12 protein-coding genes are annotated in these 18956 nt (G+C 64.3%); 5 read left to right on the forward strand and 7 right to left on the reverse strand.

The features are described 5' to 3' along the window. Positions 1-208 precede the first annotated feature (208 nt). Complete coding sequence (locus AB0I57_RS02835) at positions 209-1069, forward strand: hypothetical protein (RefSeq protein ID WP_358329522.1); 861 nt, start codon at positions 209-211, stop codon at positions 1067-1069. A gap of 83 nt (positions 1070-1152) precedes the next feature. On the opposite strand, the gene AB0I57_RS02840 is transcribed toward AB0I57_RS02835, so the two are convergent. From AB0I57_RS02840 to AB0I57_RS02855, 4 genes are all read right to left on the reverse strand, one after another. Continuing rightward, on the reverse strand, positions 1153-2814 hold the full coding sequence (locus AB0I57_RS02840; protein WP_358329525.1) for a class I adenylate-forming enzyme family protein: 1662 nt from the start codon (positions 2812-2814) through the stop codon (positions 1153-1155). Between the two features lie 178 nt (positions 2815-2992). Continuing rightward, positions 2993-3862 carry a class II glutamine amidotransferase gene (locus tag AB0I57_RS02845; RefSeq protein WP_358329528.1) on the reverse strand — a complete coding sequence of 290 codons (870 nt, stop codon included), beginning with the start codon at positions 3860-3862 and terminating at the stop codon, positions 2993-2995. A gap of 45 nt (positions 3863-3907) precedes the next feature. Further along, complete coding sequence (locus tag AB0I57_RS02850; protein ID WP_358329531.1) at positions 3908-4636, reverse strand: flavodoxin family protein; 729 nt, start codon at positions 4634-4636, stop codon at positions 3908-3910. Between the two features lie 353 nt (positions 4637-4989). Next, a complete protein-coding gene (locus AB0I57_RS02855) occupies positions 4990-5145 on the reverse strand; it encodes a hypothetical protein (RefSeq protein WP_358329534.1) in 156 nt (51 codons plus the stop codon). Positions 5146-5343: 198 nt separating this feature from the next. Between AB0I57_RS02855 and AB0I57_RS02860 the strand changes: the two genes are divergently transcribed. The 4 genes from AB0I57_RS02860 (at position 5344) to AB0I57_RS02875 (ending at position 17258) form a co-directional block, all read left to right on the forward strand. Continuing rightward, positions 5344-14496 (forward strand): amino acid adenylation domain-containing protein, encoded by a 9153-nt coding sequence (locus AB0I57_RS02860; protein WP_358329537.1) that lies wholly within the window; start codon positions 5344-5346, stop codon positions 14494-14496. 136 nt (positions 14497-14632) lie between these two features. Beyond that, positions 14633-15469 carry a lysophospholipase gene (locus tag AB0I57_RS02865; RefSeq protein WP_358329540.1) on the forward strand — a complete coding sequence of 279 codons (837 nt, stop codon included), beginning with the start codon at positions 14633-14635 and terminating at the stop codon, positions 15467-15469. Positions 15470-15638: 169 nt separating this feature from the next. Next, positions 15639-15986, forward strand: a complete 348-nt coding sequence (locus tag AB0I57_RS02870) for a YciI family protein (RefSeq protein WP_358329543.1) — start codon at positions 15639-15641, stop codon at positions 15984-15986. 6 nt (positions 15987-15992) lie between these two features. After that, on the forward strand, positions 15993-17258 hold the full coding sequence (locus AB0I57_RS02875; RefSeq protein ID WP_358329546.1) for a DUF6596 domain-containing protein: 1266 nt from the start codon (positions 15993-15995) through the stop codon (positions 17256-17258). Between the two features lie 42 nt (positions 17259-17300). On the opposite strand, the gene AB0I57_RS02880 is transcribed toward AB0I57_RS02875, so the two are convergent. The 3 genes from AB0I57_RS02880 to AB0I57_RS02890 form a co-directional block, all read right to left on the reverse strand. Next, complete coding sequence (locus AB0I57_RS02880) at positions 17301-17696, reverse strand: DUF5313 family protein (protein WP_358329549.1); 396 nt, start codon at positions 17694-17696, stop codon at positions 17301-17303. A gap of 35 nt (positions 17697-17731) precedes the next feature. Next, positions 17732-18217, reverse strand: coding sequence for a MarR family transcriptional regulator (locus AB0I57_RS02885; protein ID WP_358329552.1), 486 nt, complete (start codon positions 18215-18217; stop codon positions 17732-17734). A 100-nt stretch (positions 18218-18317) separates the two neighbouring features. Next, the gene (locus tag AB0I57_RS02890; protein ID WP_358329555.1) at positions 18318-18956 is read right to left on the reverse strand and encodes a TetR/AcrR family transcriptional regulator; all 639 of its coding nucleotides are present in this window, start codon (positions 18954-18956) and stop codon (positions 18318-18320) included.

The raw sequence follows: 18956 nt of genomic DNA on the forward strand, positions 1-18956 counted from the left end.
GCGTAGGCGTCCATCGGGCGTTGTGTTCAACTTGCTTCGTGTTCAACGTGCTCCGGCGATCACGCTGGTGTTCCTGCCGCCCCCGTGCTCGGCTGTGCAGCAGACGTGTGAAATCGTCAACTCATGGACAAGCGTCCGCATAAGTGTGAGACTCTTGTGCCTTGCTCGCTGAAAACGCGGGTCGGTTTCAGCATCGAATGGAGCGTGAATGTCTCGAAAGTTGTGGAAGAGTGCAGTGGCTGGTGCTGCTGCCATGATGCTTGCGGGCGGATTGTGGGGGGCTGGTGTCGCAAGCGCAGCAGATCCTGAGCATCCGACGGCGAACACCATCACGTCCGGCGATTTCAAGATCACCAAGAGAGTTGTGGGCGATGGCACAGTCGTACCGGGCGGGGAGGTCACCTTCCGAACCCAGGTTACGACGACTGGCGAGCCGGGCTCCGTCCTGTGGATTGCCGATCGGTATCCGGAGGGCTTCGAGTACGTCGATGGCAGCGCACGAGTGAACGCGTCGTCCATCCTGGGCCAGAAGTGGGACGACGTCGAGCCCGTTGTCGATGCAGTCGAGAATACGGTGACCGTGTCGGATGAGCGGTGGGAGATCTCGAGCGAAGGCAATGCGGTGACCTTCGAAGTCACCTACCGGGCACCTGAGGACGCCCAACCAGGCGAGGTCTTCGAAACCGGTGCCGAAGTCAAGGTTCTCCTTCCCGAAGAGGCCGACATTTCGGGGACGTGGGTCGAGGTTCGTGAAGAGAATGCCGGAGAGGCGATCAGGTCCGGTTCGTCGGATCTCGGTTTCGACGGAGACAGCGGATCGAGCGTGCTCGACAACCCGGGTGAATTCGTCGGCAACGTCATTCTCACGGTGATTACGGGCGGTGTGTTGCCTTCGCTGCCGGCTGATGCGTTGAGTTCTTCACTGCCGGCTGATGCGTTGACTTCGCTGCCGACTGACGCACTGAGTTCTTCGCTGCCGGCTGATGCGTCGAGTTCTTCGCTGCCGGACGATGCGTCGAGTTCTTCGCTGCCGGATGGTGCGCTGACTTCGCTGCCGTCCGGGTCCTGAGTCGTGCGGGCGCTTTCGCAACGGATACGTGAAAGCGCCCGCGGACAGGTTCGAATGCAGTAGTTTTCGCCTGCGGTGCGCGGTCAGACCGTGATGTCGCGGCGGATCATCTTGCCGGTCGCGTTGCGGGGCAGCGGGTCGGTAGTGATCCGCCACCGTGACGGCACCTTGAAATACGACAGACGCTCGGCGGCGTAGTCGCGCAACTCCACCTCGGAGGTCGTGGCATCCTCTCGCAGCACCACTACTGCGGATACCTCCTGCCCCAGATCCTCATGCGGCGTCCCGACTACGGCGCACTCGAGCACATCGGGGTGCTCGTCGAGACATTGCTCGACCTCGACAGGGTAGACATTCTCACCACCGCGCAGAATCAGATCCGACCTACGTCCGACCAGGCGTAGGCGACCGTTCTCGACTACGCCGTAGTCGCCGGTCCTCAACCACCGTCCGGGGGTTATCGCCGCTTCTGTCGCCGCATCGTCTCCCCAGTAGCCGAGCATCACGAATGGGCTACGCACGCAGACCTCACCTTCGACGCCATCGGGGAGGCTCTTACCGAGCGGGTCTCGGATCTCCATGCTGACGGTGACTATCGGCCGGCCCACCGTGTCCGGATCCTGCTCGAGTTCCGCAGCGGTGGCAACGGTGATCGCCGTGCAGGATTCGGTGAGTCCGTAACTGTCCACGAGCATGTTGCGGGCGAAGGGAGCCTTCTCGCGGAGCCGCTCCTTGAATGCGGCCGACGATGGCGCCGATGCAAGCGAGAACGATGTCAACGAGGACAGGTCGTACTTGTCGAGGTTCGCGTGCTCGATGAGACGTGATGCCATCGTGGGGACGGCACCCCAGTTTGTGACGTGCTCTCGCTCGACGAGGCTCAGCACCGCGTCCACGTCGAACCCGCCCTGGTGCATGACCACTGTGCCGCCGGTCGCCAATCGCGGAATCACCAGATTGTGCAGGCTCGCGATGTGGAAGAGCGGGGACGTCAGGAGGTAGCGCAAGGGGCTCGGTGCCTCGGGGTCGACCGTCAGTCCGCTGAATTCTCCGGCTATCGCGTCGCTGAACCGGTGGTAATCGACGACGGCCAGGATGTTTCGTTGCGAGTGCAGCGCGCCCTTGGGTCTGCCGCTCGTTCCGCTCGTGTAGAGGATCGCGGCTGGATCGTCCTCGTCGACCTCCGTGTGCGGAATTGAAGCTTGCGGGAATCGGGCGAAGATCCGCGGTAGGTCTTCTTCCATCGTGAGGACCGGGATGTCCGTGCCGACCGTGGCGACTGACTTGGCACCGGCGGCATCCGCGATCACCACCGTGGGGCGGCTGTGTCCCAACCCGTACTCGACTTCCCGCGGCACCCACCAGGCGTTGAGACCGACGCTGATGGCGCCAAGTACTTGCGTGGCCCAAAAAGCGATTACCCACTCGGGTGCATTCGCGGCGAGGATCGCGACGCGATCGCCTTTGCGGACTCCGTATTCGTCGCGCAGCGCTGTCGCCAGTGCCGCGACTGCAGTCGCATGCCCGGTATAGGACAAACGGCGGTTCGCGGTAACCAGGTAGTCCCGATCACCCCATCGGAGCGAAGCCGTGAGCAATTCCCCAACAGACCGTCCCCGGTTCTTCATCACCGGCATTCGGGCGCCGAGCACTGACTCTTCGACGACTTCGAAACGCCCACCGGGTCCAGTGAGTTGGGCGATCACATGATTGACGTACAACTGCGGATCTGTTGGGACAGTCATCGGCCGACCTTTCGTCCTCGCGCACTGAGTATCGCTACACGATGGCACGGCGGCACTAGTTCTGGGGTCGAATTGCGACTCGTCGAGACTGTCCGATACATCCAGGGGCCGGCGAATGCGATATCCGTTCAGTCTGACTGTCGCGGTGTGTCATTCGGCGGCGACGTTCATGGGAACACTACTGTTGCATCTGCGCCGCCTTCGCCTGCGCGCCCAGATCGTCGAGACAGATCCGGTGGCGCGGCGGACGATCGAGTATGAATTCTCGGCTCGTGCGGAGTTCCCGATCGACATGGAGGAGTTCACCTGACCGCAACGGCGTCCACCCAGGGTCCTCGTCCATCTGCTCGCTTGCGACCACGACCGCTGGGTGTTCAGCGAGGTGTTCGGACCGGGCACGAATCCTACCGGTCCCGCTCGTCTGCTGAAGATGACGGCTGCCGCTCGGACCGCCGGGGTGACGTTCGAGAAACAGTAGGTCGTGTGTGTCCGGGTAGCGCAGCGCCCACAGTTCGTCGGGGGTAGTCAGGATGAAGTTGAGAGCGTAGATCGGCACGTTGTCGGCCAGCCAGTCAACCGCCGTGGTTATCCCTGCCTTCACGCCGCCGCCGCTTCTGCCGATGTGGCCGGTGATGAGGGCGAAGACGCGTTCGGAGTCGGTGTCGCCTCGGACCAGGTCGAGGTCGGACCCCAGTTCGGCCTCGAGCCGGGGCAAATCTCGAACCACACCGTTGTGGGCGAAGAGGCGACCACGTTGAGCGAACGGATGAGTGTTTTTCGGGAGCAGATCACCCGTTGTCGCGAACCGGATGTGGGCGACGAACGTCGTCGAGTACCGCTGTTTCGCCTCAATGGCAAACTGCTTGTCCCCGTGCGCGGCAAGTGGTTGCTTCTCGACCACTGGCGCTCCGTCCGCCGTAAACGTCCCGAGTCCCGTGCCGTCCGGGTCACGCCAACTTTGCTTGGCCAGGCTGTCCGGCGCGTCGAGCAGCCAGAAGGACGCGCGGACGCGGTGCGGGGAGGCGGACAGCCCGAACAGTCGGCACAAGATGGTTTCCCGTCGATAGGTGAAGCAGCGGTTGACCTGCTTGTCTCAGCGGTAATCCGGGTTGGCGAAGTCGGGCCGGCAACCGGCTTCCCATTCCGAACGCTGATTTCCGTACGCAGGGAACCCACCTGCCTTTTTCAACATCGCAGCGGTATGCATCAGGTTGTAGGTCATGAAAGTCGTATTGCGGTTGGTGAAGTCGTTCTCTGGGCCGCCGGAGCCTTCGTCCAGGTACGACGGGCCGGGCCCAGCCTCACCGATCCACCCGGCGTCCGCCTGCGGCGGGATCACGTATCCGAGATGTTGGAGACTGTAGAGAATATTCATCGCGCAGTGCTTGACGCCGTCCTCGTTGCCGGTGATCAGGCACCCACCTGCTTTCCCGTAGTAGGCGTACTGACCCTGATCGTTGAGAAGTGACGAGCACGCGTAGAGCCGTTCGATCACCAGTTTGGTGACGGAGGCGTTATCGCCCAGCCAAATCGGTCCGCCCAGCACCAGGATGTCTGCGTCCAGTAAACGTCGATACAGCTGCGGCCACTCGTCACTCGACCATCCGTGCTCGGTCATGTCCGGATAGACGCCGGTCGCAATATCGTGATCGACGGCTCGAATCTGATCGACATTGACGCCTTCCTTTTCCATCACGCCGGCGCTGCGGTCGATGAGGCCCTGGGTGTTACTCACCTCCGGGGATCGCTTCAACGTGCAGTTGATGAACAGGGCGCGCAAACCGCTGAAGCGGGGTGCGTCTTCCGACGATGAATTGGTCATCGGCTTCTCCCATGACGTGGGTTTCGAATTGATGAAGTCCTTCAAATCCACGATATGCCGCGGGCAGCTCTTCGGGGGGAGAAGCGCTCCCGGTCAGGTTGGGCAGAGACCATCTCGACCCACGGCGAAATTGCTCGAATGGGGCTAGAGCTGATATCGCCTTCGCTGTACGTGACCGGGTGTATACGCACTGGGTTCAGCTTCCGATGTGCTTGTGCACCAGGTTCTTTGAAGATTCAGAAATCGACTCTCATACCGTACCGCTTCCGCTCGGCGCTTTCAGGGGCGCTGTGAATCGCAGCAACAGGACACCTCTCGCGGGCAGTTTGCACTTCGGAGAAATTGATTGACAGTCAATGGATTTCGTCTAATCGCGCCAAGGTTGTGGCGCCGATCCAGAAATCGACGAAGGCGTTGCTCTGGCGCGCAGCATCGTCAGCCACTAAAATCCAGTCCTCGCCGCGATCACGCGTGGCCTGTCGGTCGGGCGTGATCGCCTGAGCAGGCACCAACGCATCCACAATGATGTCGCATGTCAAAGAGGCTAGTTGGTAGGCTCTATTACACCCCGGCCTGGAAACTATCCAGCTTGGCTACGGGGTATGCAGATGTAGATCCTCGCACGAGTAAATCAGGCGGTACTGGGTCTACCGGGGTACTGCCCAGGTTCCCAGGCTCGCGGACACATAGCGGTGGGGAACAAATCAGTGTCATCGTCGGACGATCTCGATTTCAGCAACGCCCAATGTGGACTGTCGAACGCTGACATCCCGACACAGTCGGGTCTGTTCCCTCTTTCTGCTGCTCAACGCGGTATATGGTTCGCGCAGCATCTCCTCGATGATGTTCCGATCGCGATTTCTCAGTACGTGGAGTTCACCGATCTCGATCTCGACGTCGACCTGCTGGTGGAGAGCGCGCTCATCGCGACACGCGAACTCGGAACCGGCATGCTACGGATCGTCGAGAGAGATGGTGAACCGTACCAGCTGATCGACGAGTCGCTCAGACCCGAGTGGATCCACCGTGATTTTCGGTCCGAAGAAGATCCATGCGCGGCCGCCCACGCGTGGATGCGGGCCGAATGCAGCACACCGATCGACCTGCTGCGCGATCGGCTGATCTGCTCCGCAACCCTCCGCCTTGCCGACAACCACTACTACTTGTACTCGCGAATCCACCACATCGCGCTCGATGGCTTCGGCGCAATGACGTTCATGAACCGGACTGCGGAGTTGTATGCGGCAAGGGTAGAGGGACGCGATCCGGCGAGGTTCCGGGCCAATTCACTTCGTGAAATCGTCGAGGACGAGCATCGATACCGCACATCCAGCAGATTCGAGAAGGATCGCCAGTATTGGTCCGAGCGTAGCCACGACTTCCCGGATCCGATCAGTCTTGCAGGATGGTCGGCATCCCCCAGACTGCCTGCCCGGGTGATCAGCGCACCATTTCCGTGCGCCACGGAAGTTTCCGTGCAGCGGCTACTGGCCCGGCAACCGGGTTCGATGTTCGCTACCGTGGCGGTGGCCGCGGTGGCGGCGTTCTTGTCCCGCCTTACCGGCGAGGACGATGTCGTGCTGAGTCTGCCGGTCTCGGCTCGCACGACCGCGAGACTGCGCAACTCCGGTGGCATGGTCGCTAACGTGGTGCCGATCCGTCTACCGGTACGAGACGAAACGACGGTTGCCGATCTGATGCGGTCCGCGCAACTCGAGTTGACGGGTGCGCTGCGCCATCAGCGGTACCGGCACGAGGACATTCGGCGGGACGCCGGGATCGGCGGTGGCCATCGGGGCCTCTTCGGTCCGTCGATCAACATCATGCTGTTCGAGAACGAGTTTCGAGTCGGTGACTCGGTCGGCCGCTTCAACGTGTTGGGTACCGGTCCCGTCGAAGATCTGACGGTGAATCTGTACCCCAGCATCACGGGCCAGGTGGCGCAGATCGACTTCGAGGCCAATCCGAACCTGTACACCGAGGAGCAGTTGCGTGGACACCACACGCGATTCCTCCAATTCCTGGCCGTCTTCGCTGATGCGCCGGCCGATCGCCGGATCGGCGACCTCGCGATCCTGAACGAGGACGAGGTCGCGCATCTGGTCCCTGCAGGGGGGCCAGAGCCTGAACCGGTGCGTCTGCTGCCCGATCTGCTGGCGGAAGGTGTGGCTGCGGCCCCGGAGGGTATCGCGATCCGTGCATCGGGCACCGAGATCACCTACCGGGATCTCGACGCCCGTTCCAACCGCTTGGCACGGTTGCTCATCGCGCATGGTGCCGGCCCGGAGACCTATGTAGCGTTGTGCCTGCCGCGATCGACGGAGTCGTTGCTTGCGTTCTGGGCAGTTGCCAAGGCGGGCGCCGCCGTCGTGCCGATCGACCCGAATCTGCCGACCGACCTGATCGCTCACATACTCACCGATTCGGGTGCACTCGTGGGTATCGCCCTGGCTGAGCTGGTCGTGGATCTTCCCGACACCACACACTGGATCACTCTCGACACCGAAGCAACCATCCGGCAGTGTGCGCGTCTGACGGACGCGCAGATCATGGATGCGGAGCGCACTTCGGTGTTGCGACCGGACAACACGGCGTACATGATCCATTCGTCGGGTTCGACCGGTGTACCGAAAGGCGTCCTGGTCACACATGCCGGGTTGGCGAATTCAGCGGCCGCCGCTCGCCCGGAACTCGGTGTCACCGCGCATTCGCGGGTGTTGTGCTTCTCGTCGGCGAGCTTCGATGCCTCCTTGTTCGAGATGATCCCGGCGTTCAGCGCCGGTGCCACCATGGTCGTCGTCCCACCCGAAGTGCGCGGCGGGAACGAACTGAACGACCTCCTGCGAAATGAGATGGTGACACACATCATTTCGGCTGCTACGGCACCGAACACCGTCGACCCACGGGCGCTCGTGCATCTCGAGACGGTGGTAGTGGGCGCGGATCTGTGCACACCAGATCTCATTGATCGGTTCGGCGTGGTGTGCCGGTTCACCAACAGCTACGGGCCCACCGAAATGACGATAGTCGCGACCGTCGGCGAACCGCTGTCGCCGGGTAGTCCGATTACCATCGGCCAGCCAGTCCAGGGTGTGAGCGCCGTTGTGTTGGACCGTAGGCTGCAGCCGGTCCCAGTGGGGGTGGTGGGCGAGCTCTACCTGGCCGGGCCTGGACTGGCGCGCGGGTATCACGACGGTCGGGGGTTGACGGCGGAACAGTTCGTGGCCAACCCATTCGGGGAACCGGGGCAGCGTCTCTACCGTAGTGGTGACGAGGCGCGCTGGGTCCGTCCGCCCGGCGCCGAGGGATATTCGCTCGAGCTCATCGGCCGATCCGACTACTGGACGGGTGCGTTGGTGGGTTTGCCGGATGTGTTGGGGTTGCCGACGGATCGGCCGCGGCCTGCGGTGCGGTCGGGTGCTGGTGGTTGTGTCGAGTTCGTGGTGTCGGCGGTGACGGCGGGGCGGGTGCAGTCGTGGGCGCAGGAGCGGGGGGCGACTGCGTTCATGGTGGTGCATGCGGCGTTGTCGGTGGTGTTGGCGAAATTGAGTGGTAGTACCGATATCGCGGTGGGGTCGGCGGTCGCGGGCCGGGGTGAGGCGGCGCTCGATGATCTGGTGGGGAGGTTCGTGAACACTGTGGTGTTGCGGGTCGAGTGTGATCCGGACCTGTCGTTCACGGAGTTGGTCGAGCGGGTGCGGGAGCGGGACCTCGAGGCGTTCGCACATGCGGATATGCCGTTCGAGCGGTTGGTGGAGAGGTTGAATCCGGTTCGGTCGCAGTCGTTCTCGCCTCTGTTTCAGGTGATGTTGGCGTTTCAGAATTACGCCCAGTCGCGGGTGGAGTTGCCGGGGTTGACGGTGTCACCGGTTCAGGCGGATTGGGCGGCGGTACCGCTCGATTTGTCGATGTCGGTCGGTGAGGCGAACGACGGCGGGTACGAGGGGACGCTCGAGTACGCGACAGACATCTTCGATCCGGGGACGGCGGCGCAGATCGGGGAGCGGTTCGTGCGGGTGCTCGAGGCGGTTGTCGACGACCCATCGATTCTGGTCAGAGATGTTTCGGTCCTCGGCGCCTCCGAACGGGCGTCGGTGCTCGATACCTGGAACGACAGCGGTCGTGTGGTGCCGGAGAGGTTGCTGCTCGACGGGTTCGCTGAGCAGGTGGTGCGGGCTCCGGATGCGGTGGCGGTGGTGTTCGAGGGCGAGTCGTTGACGTATGCGCAGTTCGATGCGCGGGTGAATCGGTTGGCGCGGTATCTGATCGATGCCGGGGTGGGTCCGGAGTCGTTGGTGGCGGTCGGGATGCGCCGGTCGCTGGACATGGTGATCGTTCAATACGCGGTAGTCGAGGCCGGTGGTGGGTATGTGCCGATCGACCCGAACCAGCCCCGCGAACGCAACGACCATGTGCTCGAGATGGCGGATTCGGTGTTGGTGCTGACCACTGCGGCCGATCGTGGTGTGCTCCCGGTGGGGTCGGAGATTGTCGAGGTCGACGGTCTGGATGTGTCGGGGTATTCGTCTGCGCCGGTGACGGATACGGATCGGCGTGCTCCGTTGCGGCCGGAGAATGTGGCGTATGTGCTCTTCACCTCTGGGTCGACCGGTCGTCCGAAGGGGGTGGCGGTCAGTCACCGGGCGATCGCCAATCAATTGTCGTGGATGGTCTCCGAATACGGCTTCACCGACTCCGATGTGGTGGTATCGAAGATTCCGGTGACATTCGATGCTTCTTTGTTGGAGTTGTTTCTGCCGTTGACTGTCGGCGCCCGGCTGGTCATCGCCCGGTCGGATGGGCATCGTAATCCGGAATACCTGCTGTCACTGATCGAAGATGCCGGTGTCACGGTGGCGGCGTTTGTGCCGTCGATGCTTGGCACGTTGCTGGCCGACCCCGCCGTGCAGATACCTGCCTCGTTGCGGTTGGTGTATGTCGGCGGCGAGGAATTGCCGGCGGAGCTGTTCGGGCGGCTGGCGGCGAAGTCGGATGCACGCCTGGACAACATGTACGGGCCGACCGAGGCTGCGGTCACCGTGACGTCCTACCGGTGTGACGACCGGGACGTGGCCACCGTGCCGATCGGTGCACCGGTGTGGAACACCCAAACGTATGCGCTCGATGCCCGTTTGCACCCGGTGGCTGTCGGGGTGGCGGGGGAGTTGTATCTGGGTGGGGTCCAGTTGTCTCGCGGGTATCAGGGCAGGGCGGATTTGACGGCGGAGCGATTCGTGGCAGATCCGTTCGGTGATCCGGGCACACGGCTGTATCGCACCGGGGATTTGGTGCGGTGGAATCGGGATGGGAATCTCGAGTTTTTGGGGCGCACCGATTTTCAGGTGAAGGTGCGGGGGCTACGGATCGAGTTGGGGGAGATCGAGTCGGCACTGGTGGCCGAGGATGCGGTCTCTCAGGCTGTGGCGGCGGTACACGAAAATGACCTCGGACAGCAGCTCGTCGGGTATGTGGTGCCGGAGAGCGGCCAATCGGTGGACACGGAGGCGGTGCGGGAAGCCGTCGGGCGGTCGCTGCCCGCCTACATGGTTCCGGCGGTCCTGATGGTCCTCGACGAGTTCCCGTTGACCCCCAGCGGGAAGGTGGATCGGAAGGCGTTGCCGGCGCCGCGGTGGAAGTCCCGTGAGTTCCGGGCGCCGACGACTACGGTTCAGGAGATTGTTGCCGGGGTGTTCGCCGAGGTGCTCGGTGTTCAGCGGGTCGGGCTCGACGACGACTTCTTCGCGCTCGGCGGGAATTCGTTGATCGCAACCCGGGTGATGGCCCGGGTGGGTGCGGCGTTGGACGCGCGGGTGCCGGTGCGGGTGATTTTCGAGGCGCCGACGGTGGAGGCGTTGGCGGTGCGGGTCGAGCGGTATGCCGGTGAGGGTGGGCGTCCGGTACTCGAGGCGAGTCCACGGCCGGATCGGGTGCCGTTGTCGTTGGCGCAGCAGCGGATGTGGTTTTTGAACCAGTTCGATCCGGAGTCGGCGGTGTACAACATTCCGGTGGCGATCCGACTGTCGGGTGACTTGGATGTGGCGGCCTTGGATGCCGCGGTGGCCGATGTGCTCGTTCGGCACGAGGCGTTGCGAACGGTGTTCCCGGATTCGGAGCAGGGGCCGTCGCAGGTGGTGGTGCCGGTTTCGCGGGTGCCGGTGGATCTGACGCCGGTCCCGGTGACGGCGGAGGAGGCCGATGAGCGGATCGCAGCGTTGGTGGGTTTCGGGTTCGATGTGACCGCTGAGGTGCCGGTGCGTGGGGCGTTGTTGCGGTTCTCGGAGTCCGAGTACGTGCTGGCCATGGTGGCGCACCATATTTGCGCGGATGGGTTGTCGACCGCGCCGATGGCGCGGGATGTGATGGTGGCGTATGCGGCCCGTCGTGCCGGACGCGAGCCGGGGTGGGCGCCGTTGCCGGTGCAGTACGCCGACTACACACTCTGGCAGCGGGAGCTTCTCGGGTCGGAGGATGATCCGGAATCGCTGGCCAGCCGGCAGATCGACTACTGGACGGGTGCGTTGGCGGGGTTGCCGGATGTGTTGGGGTTGCCGACGGATCGGCCGCGGCCTGCGGTCCGGTCGGGTGGTGGTGGTTGTGTCGAGTTCGTGGTGTCGGCGGCCACGGTGGGGCGGGTGCAGGCTTGGGCGCAGGATCGGGGGGTGACCCCGTTCATAATGCTGCATGCCGTGCTGTCGGTGGTGTTGGCGAAATTGAGTGGCAGCACCGATATCGCGGTGGGGTCGGCGGTCGCGGGCCGGGGTGAGGCGGCGCTCGATGATCTGGTGGGGATGTTCGTGAACACGGTGGTGTTGCGGGTCGAGTGTGATCCGGATCTGTCGTTCACCGAACTGGTCGATCGGGTGCGGGAGCGGGATCTCGAGGCGTTCGCGCATGCGGATGTGCCGTTCGAGCGGTTGGTGGAGAAGCTGAACCCGACACGGTCGCAGTCGTTCTCGCCTCTGTTTCAGGTGATGTTGGCGTTCCAGAATTACACCCCGTCGGCCGTGGAGCTGCCGGGGCTGACGGTGTCGCCGGTTCAGGTGGAGTGGACGGCGGCGCCGTTCGATTTGTCGATGACTTTTGGTGAGGCGGCTGACGGCGGGTATGAGGGGTCGTTGGTGTACGCGACGGACATCTTCGATGCGGGGACGGCGGCGCAGATCGGGGAGCGGTTCGTGCGGGTGCTCGAGGCGGTTGTCAATGATCCATCGGTTCTGGTGGGAGATGTTTCGGTCCTCGATGCCTCCGAGCGGGCGTCGGTGCTCGATGCCTGGAACGACACCGGCCAACCGGTGCCGGAGGGGTTGTTGCTCGACGGGTTCGCCGAGCAGGTGGCGCGGACACCGGATGCGGTGGCGGTGGCATTCGAGGGGCAGTCGTTGACGTATGCGCAGTTCGATGCGCGGGTGAACCGGTTGGCGCGGTTGCTGATCGATGCCGGGGTGGGCCCGGAGTCGTTGGTGGCGGTCGGGATGCGTCGGTCGTTGGAGATGGTGGTCGGGATCTATGCGGTGCTGCGGGCCGGTGGTGGGTATGTGCCGATCGACCCGGACCAGCCTGGTGAACGTATTGACTATGTGCTCGATACCGCGGCACCGGTGTGCGTGTTGTCGACTTCCCAGGACGGTGTGGCTGTGTCCGGGCATCCCGTGGTGAACATCGATGCGGTGGATGTGTCGGGGTATTCAGCTGCACGGGTGACCGAGTCCGAGTTGCTCGGGCCGGTTCGGCCGGAGAACACGGCGTACGTGATCTTCACGTCCGGGTCGACCGGGCGCCCGAAGGGGGTGGCTGTCAGTCACCGCGCGGGCGTCAACCAGTTGTCGTGGATGATCGCCGAATACGCCTTCACCGACTCCGACGCGATGGTGCAGAAGACTCCGGTCACGTTCGATCCGTCGGTGTTGGAGTTGTTCCTGCCGTTGGCCATCGGTGCCCGGCTGGTCATCGCTCGGCCGGATGGGCATCGTGATCCGGAGTACCTGCTGTCGCTGATCGCGGACGAGGGTGTGACCGCTACTGTGTTCGTGCCGTCGGTACTGGGGACGCTGCTGGCCGATCCTGAGGTGCGGATCCCCGAGTCGTTGCGGTTGGTGTATGTCGGTGGCGAGGAACTGTCGGCGGAGTTGTTCGGGCGTCTGGCAGCGAAGTCGGATGCACGCTTGGACAACATGTACGGGCCGACCGAGGCCGCGGTCACCGTGACGTCCTACCGGTGTGAGAACCAGGATCTGCCGACGGTGCCGATCGGTGCACCGGTGTGGAACACCCGATCGTATGTGCTCGATGCCCGTTTGCAATCGGTTCCGCCCGGGGTGGCGGGGGAGTTGTATCTAGGTGGGGTGCAGGTGGCCCGCGGCTACCAGGGTCGGGCGGATTTGACGGCGGAGCGGTTCGTGGCGGATCCGTTCGGTGGGCCGGGTGCGCGGTTGTATCGGACGGGCGATTTGGTGCGGTGGAGTCGAGAGGGGAATCTCGAGTTCTTGGGGCGCACCGATTTTCAGGTGAAGGTGCGGGGTCTGCGGATCGAGTTGGGGGAGATCGAGTCGGCGCTGACGGCGCTGGACGAGGTCGCGCAGGCCGTGGTGGTCGTGCACGAGGGCGACGTCGGTCGGCAACTGGTCGGGTATGTGGTGCCGGCTGCGGGGTGCACGGTCGAGGTCGAGGCGCTGCGCGAGGCCGCCGGGCGGTCGCTGCCAGCCTATATGGTGCCGGATGCGTTGATGGTCCTCGACGAGTTCCCGCTGGGCCCCAGCGAGAAGGTGGATCGGAAGGCGTTGCCGGCGCCGGTGTGGGCACCTCGTGAGTTCCGGGCGCCGACGACTCCCGTCCAGCAGATCGTGGCCGGCGTATTCGCGGACGTCCTCGGTGTCGAGCGGGTCGGGCTCGATGATGACTTCTTCGCCCTGGGCGGTAATTCGCTGGCCGCGACCAGGGTGACGTCCCGGTTGGGCAGCGAACTCGACATGACCGTGCAGTTGCAGTGGTTGTTCTCGGATCCCACGGTGGAAGCACTGGCCGGCCGGATCGTCGCCGGTGTCGAGGGTGCGGCAGGTGAGGGCTTCAGCTCGGTTCTTCCCATCCGGGAGTCCGGTGCGGCGACGCCGCTGTTCTGCATACACCCCATAGTCGGATTGTCTTGGTGCTATGCGGGTCTAGCCCAGCGCCTCGACGGAGACGTGCCGATCTACGGAGTCCAGAGCCCTGCGCTCGTCGACGAGGGCTTCGTGCCCGAGTCGCTCGAGGAACTCGCGGAGCGGTACACCAGCGAGATCCGTGCGGTTCAGCCGGCCGGTCCGTATCGGCTGCTCGGCTGGTCGTTGGGCGGCGTGATTGCGCATGCGATGGCGATCCAACTTCAGGCGGTGGGCGAGCGGGTGGAGTTGTTGGCCATGATGGACAGCTTCGTCGGCTCGACCGGGGCGGGGGACGGATCCCTGAAGAGCATCACCATGAGCGACCTGCTTGGCGGATTCGGTGAAGAACAGGGCGTAGCGGGTTCTACCCTCTCGGACCTGAGTGTCGAAGCCGTTACCACCGAATTGGCTGGGCTGACTGGGCAATCCGTCGAACGAGCCGAACAGGTCGTGGGGCGGATCCTGTCGACGGCGGAACGCAACTCCCGGTTGATGTTCGAATATTGCCCGGAACGCTTCGATGGCGACATCGTGTTCTTCACCGCGATGGCTGACGATCACACCGGGAGCCGGGCCGCACGGGAATGGGACGGGGCCGTGACCGGACAGGTGCACAACCACCCGGTGCCGGCGACGCATTGGCGGATGACCGCCCCCGGCGCACTGGCCGTCGAATGCCCGATCTTGAGTGATGTCATGGGCGACGGAAAACGGCCGGAGTAATCGTGGACAGCGCTCCCTCGAGAGCCGAGTTCGACCCTCACGGCCACTCCCGTCGGGGGACACCTTCATCGCGCCGCCCGTACCTTGCTTCGACAAGCGCCCACGCGACGGGACAGATCCCCCTAGACTCGCATTCGTGCATCACACAGAGGAGGAATTCAACGGGGTGCAGGGCACCCGCATCGTGTACGACGTATGGCGTCCGGAGGGTCCACCGACGGGAATCCTGCTGCTCGCACACGGGATTGGCGAGCACGCACGCCGGTACGACCACGTCGTCGACCGTCTGGTAGGCCTGGGTCTGGTGGTGTACGCCCCCGATCACCGGGGGCACGGACGTTCGGGCGGTAAGCGGATCGAACTACGCGACTGGTCCGAATTCATCGACGATCTACACCGCCTGTCCGCGATCGCGGCAGCCCAGAATCCGGGACTGCCGCGGTTCCTGCTGGGACACAGCATGGGTGGGGCGATCGCGCTGACCTACGCCCTCGACCACGGCGAGGAGCTGGAGGGGCTGATTCTGTCCGCGCCGGCGATCGAGTTGGTAACCAAGAAGCCGAAGTTCGTGATCGAACTCGGCAAGATAGTGGGGCGGTTCGCGCCCGGCATCCCGGTCGAGACCCTAGACGTGAAGGCGGTCTGCCGTGACCCGGCGGTGGTCGCGGCATACGAGTCCGACCCCCTCGTGTACCACGGAAAGGTCAAGGCCGGTATCGCTCGCGGTCTCGTCATCGCGGCCGAGAGTTTTCCCGAGCGGGTACCGTCGCTGACCATGCCGACGCTGGTCCTGCACGGCACCGACGACCGTGTCGTCGACATCTCCGGCAGCCGGATGATCGCTGAGCGGGCCGGGACGCAGGACATGACGTTGAAGACGTACGACGGACTGTTCCACGAGGTGTTCAACGAGCCCGAACAGGAGAAGGTGCTCGACGATCTCGTCGATTGGCTCCGTCCGCGTCTGAAGTGACGTGATCTCGCAAAACAACCTTTCCTGCAAACGCACTTGCCTCCGGACGGGGTGGCGGCTGGGGTCGGTGGAAAAAAAAAATTCGTCGGCCCTGTCCATTCGTGGCCTTCTCGTTCGTCGTCATGGTGTACCGCAACTGCAACGAGAAACTCTCGAGGAGGAGACGATCATGAAGTACATGCTGCTGATCAACGCCGAGTCCACCGCCGACGTCACCGATGGCCCCACGATGGAAGAGTGGAGGGTCTATGACAAGGAGGTCATGGACGCCGGGATCTTCGTCTCGGGGGAGGGGTTGGCCGATCTGACCACGGCCACCAGCATTCAGGTGGGGCCGGACGGCGAACGTACCGTCACCACCGACGGGCCGTTCGCCGAGACCCGCGAGGTGCTGGGCGGCTTCTACGTCATCGACGTGCCCAACCTCGACGTAGCACTCGACTGGGCGGCGCGGTGCCCGGGATCACGCGACGGTGGCCGGATCGTGATCCGCCCGGTCGCCGACTTCGAGAACTGACATCCGATGGCTGTGGCGGGCAGCGGCCGCGGACCCGACGCGGAGTCGTCCGTGGAGGCGGTCTTCCGAGAGGAACGCGGCCGACTGCTCGCCGCCCTGGTCAGCCGGTTCGGGGACCTCGACCTGGCTGAGGAGGTGACGTCGGAGGCAGTCGAGGCGGCTCTACGGCACTGGCCGGTGGACGGAGTACCGTCCAAGCCCGGCGCCTGGCTGTTGACCACAGCGCGTCGTCGGGCCGTCGATCGACTGCGCCGTGACCAGGTCCTCGCGGCGCGGATAGCGACCTTGCAGGTGGAGGCGGATCGCGCCGACCCCGCTCCGCCCGCGGATATTGGTGGCGACCTCCCAGACGAGCGTCTACAGCTGTTCTTCACGTGTGCGCACCCTGCGCTGTCGGCGGAGGACCGCACCGCCCTTACCCTGCGCTGCCTCGCCGACCTCACGACACCCGAGGTTGCGCGCGCGTTCCTCGTGTCGCCTGCCACGATGGCGAAACGAATAGTGCGGGCCAAGAATAGGATTCGGGCGAACCGGATCCCGTTCCGGGTGCCGGGGCCCGACGAACTCCCACAGCGCCTGTCGGGTGTGCTGCAAGTCCTGTACTCGATCTTCACCGAGGGGTACGCCGCCAGCGGTGGGCCACAACTGCAACGCCTCGACGTCGCCGAGGAAGCGATCAGGCTGACGCGGGTCCTGTATCGGCTGCTGCCCGACGAACGTGAGATCGCCGGGCTCCTGGCGCTCATGCTGCTCGTCCATGCCCGCCGCGGTGCTCGTACGGCTCCTGGCGGCGGGTTGGTGCTGCTCGATGATCAAGATCGCACCGAGTGGGACCATCCGATGATCGAGGAGGGGACCGCGCTGGTGCTGGTCGCCCTCACCGGCGGCCCACCCGGCGCCTACGGAGTGCAGGCCGCGATCGCGGCGCTGCACGACGAGGCTGCCGACGTCGCGAGCACCGACTGGCCGCAGATCGTGGCCCTGTACGACGTCCTGCTGCGAATAGCGCCGTCACCGATCGTGATACTCAACCGAGCGGTCGCGATCGCGATGCGTGACGGTCCAGAGGCCGGCCTCGCGCTCCTCGACGATCTCGCCGACAACCCGCTGCTGCGCTCGCACCACCCGTATCCGGCGGCACGAGCGGAACTACTGCGCCGTCTCGGGCGCAGGAGGGAGGCCGCCGATGCCTACCGGCGCGCGCTCGACCTGGTTGGGACCGAACCGGAGCGCGAGCATCTTCGGCAACGACTCGGTGAGACCGAGCTGTAGTGCCGAGTCCGCAGTAGTGCCTAGGCCATGCGAATCGCCCTGCTAGAACGTGTGCGGGTGCGCCTTCTCGTAGGCGGCCTTCTCGGCGTGGTAGCGGGCGACCTTCTTGGGATTCTCGAGATCCGGTGAGAGTCCGTGCCTTTCGAGGCGGCGTCGACGGTTCTGCTCCATGTAGGCGGCCGCGAAGAACAGGGCGAGGAACAGGCCGAGGAGAACCATCGACCCGCGAAGCCACACCGGTCCGGGGAACAGGAAGAACGCCGCGAAGATCGGGATGAACGGCACCATGGAGCGCACCATGTGGCGGGGGATGGCCCAGTCCCCGATGAGGTCGTTGCGGACCCAGTCCTGCATCGCGTCGGGGAGCTTGCGGCCGCACGCGTAGCCGATCCACTGCAACGGGTTGGGGCGCCGACGGACCGTGTTTTGGGTGGTCATGGGGTGTGTGCCTGTTCCTGATCCGAAGGGGCGGTTCATTCGCTGAGGGCGCCGGCGCGCAGGGCCGCGGCGTTCACGCGGGTGAGGACGGAATGAAGTTCTTCGAGTTCGGCGAGACTGACACCCAGGCGCTGTACGACGGCGCCGGGAATGCGTTCGGCTTGGGTGCGCAGGGCCTTGCCGGAGTCGGTGAGCTCGACGATCAGCTGCCGTTCGTCAGCGGCACTGCGGGTGCGGGTTATCAGCCCGCTCGACTCGAGTCGTTTGAGGAGCGGGGACAGGGTGGGCGAGTCGAGTTGGAGGGCCTGCCCGATCTCCTTGACCGACATCGGTGCATCCCCCCACAGCGCGAGCATGACGAGATATTGCGGGTGCGTCAGCCCCATGGGCTCCAGGAGGGGGCGGTAGACCGCAAGTACCGCCCGATTGGCGACCGCTAATGCGAAGCACAGCTGGCGATCCAGCGCCAAGGGGTCGACGTCGCCCCAGTCGATTTCCGGTTCGGTGATGTCTGCGCTCACGGAAATGAAGAATACACGATTAAGTAGTGCACTAACTAAATGTTGTCGAGAACTCCCGTCGATCGGTGTGTGGACCGCGCCATCTGGTGGTCCACGTCGGCTACGGCGGGTTGTGTGAGCTGGTGGGGCTGTAGGCCGCGAGAAAGACGCGGACGGCTTCACGGATCAGCACGTCGCGGTCAGGTTTGGGTGTGATGGGCTCGCCCGCCACCAGCACCGGGTAGAACAGCGCTCCCTTGGTGAGCGCAGTGAATAGCGACGCAGCCTCCGCCGGAGACCTCACGTCCAGGATGTCGGCGTCGTCGAGATCGGCGAGCCACCGCTCCATGGCTCCGAAGTCGAACTCTCCTAAGAGGTTCTGGGCCCATTCGGGTCGCCGGATGCCCTCAGCCGAGGCCGCCCGCATTAGCCCCACAGTCTCGTCCGCCAGCAGCCAGTCCAGCCGGTTTCGCGACCACTCGAACATAGCCTCGCCGACCTCTTCGACGGACCGTGCCGGCGCCAGCTCAGCGCCGTGTGATCTCACAATCACGTCGCTGATCAGGGTCTCGAACAGCGCCGTTTTGGAACCGAAGTGCGCGTACACCGTCGGCTTGGTGACGGCCGCCTCGGTCGCGACCTTATCCATCGAGACTTGGGCGTAGCCGGCCGCCCCGAACAGCCGAGTTGCAGCGCGCACGATCGTCGCTCGTGTGCGTTCCGCCCGTGGTGACGACAACGGATGTCGTGGCACACTCAC

The sequence above is a fragment of the Rhodococcus sp. NPDC049939 genome (genome assembly GCF_040656415.1).
Lineage (GTDB): Bacteria > Actinomycetota > Actinomycetes > Mycobacteriales > Mycobacteriaceae > Rhodococcus_F.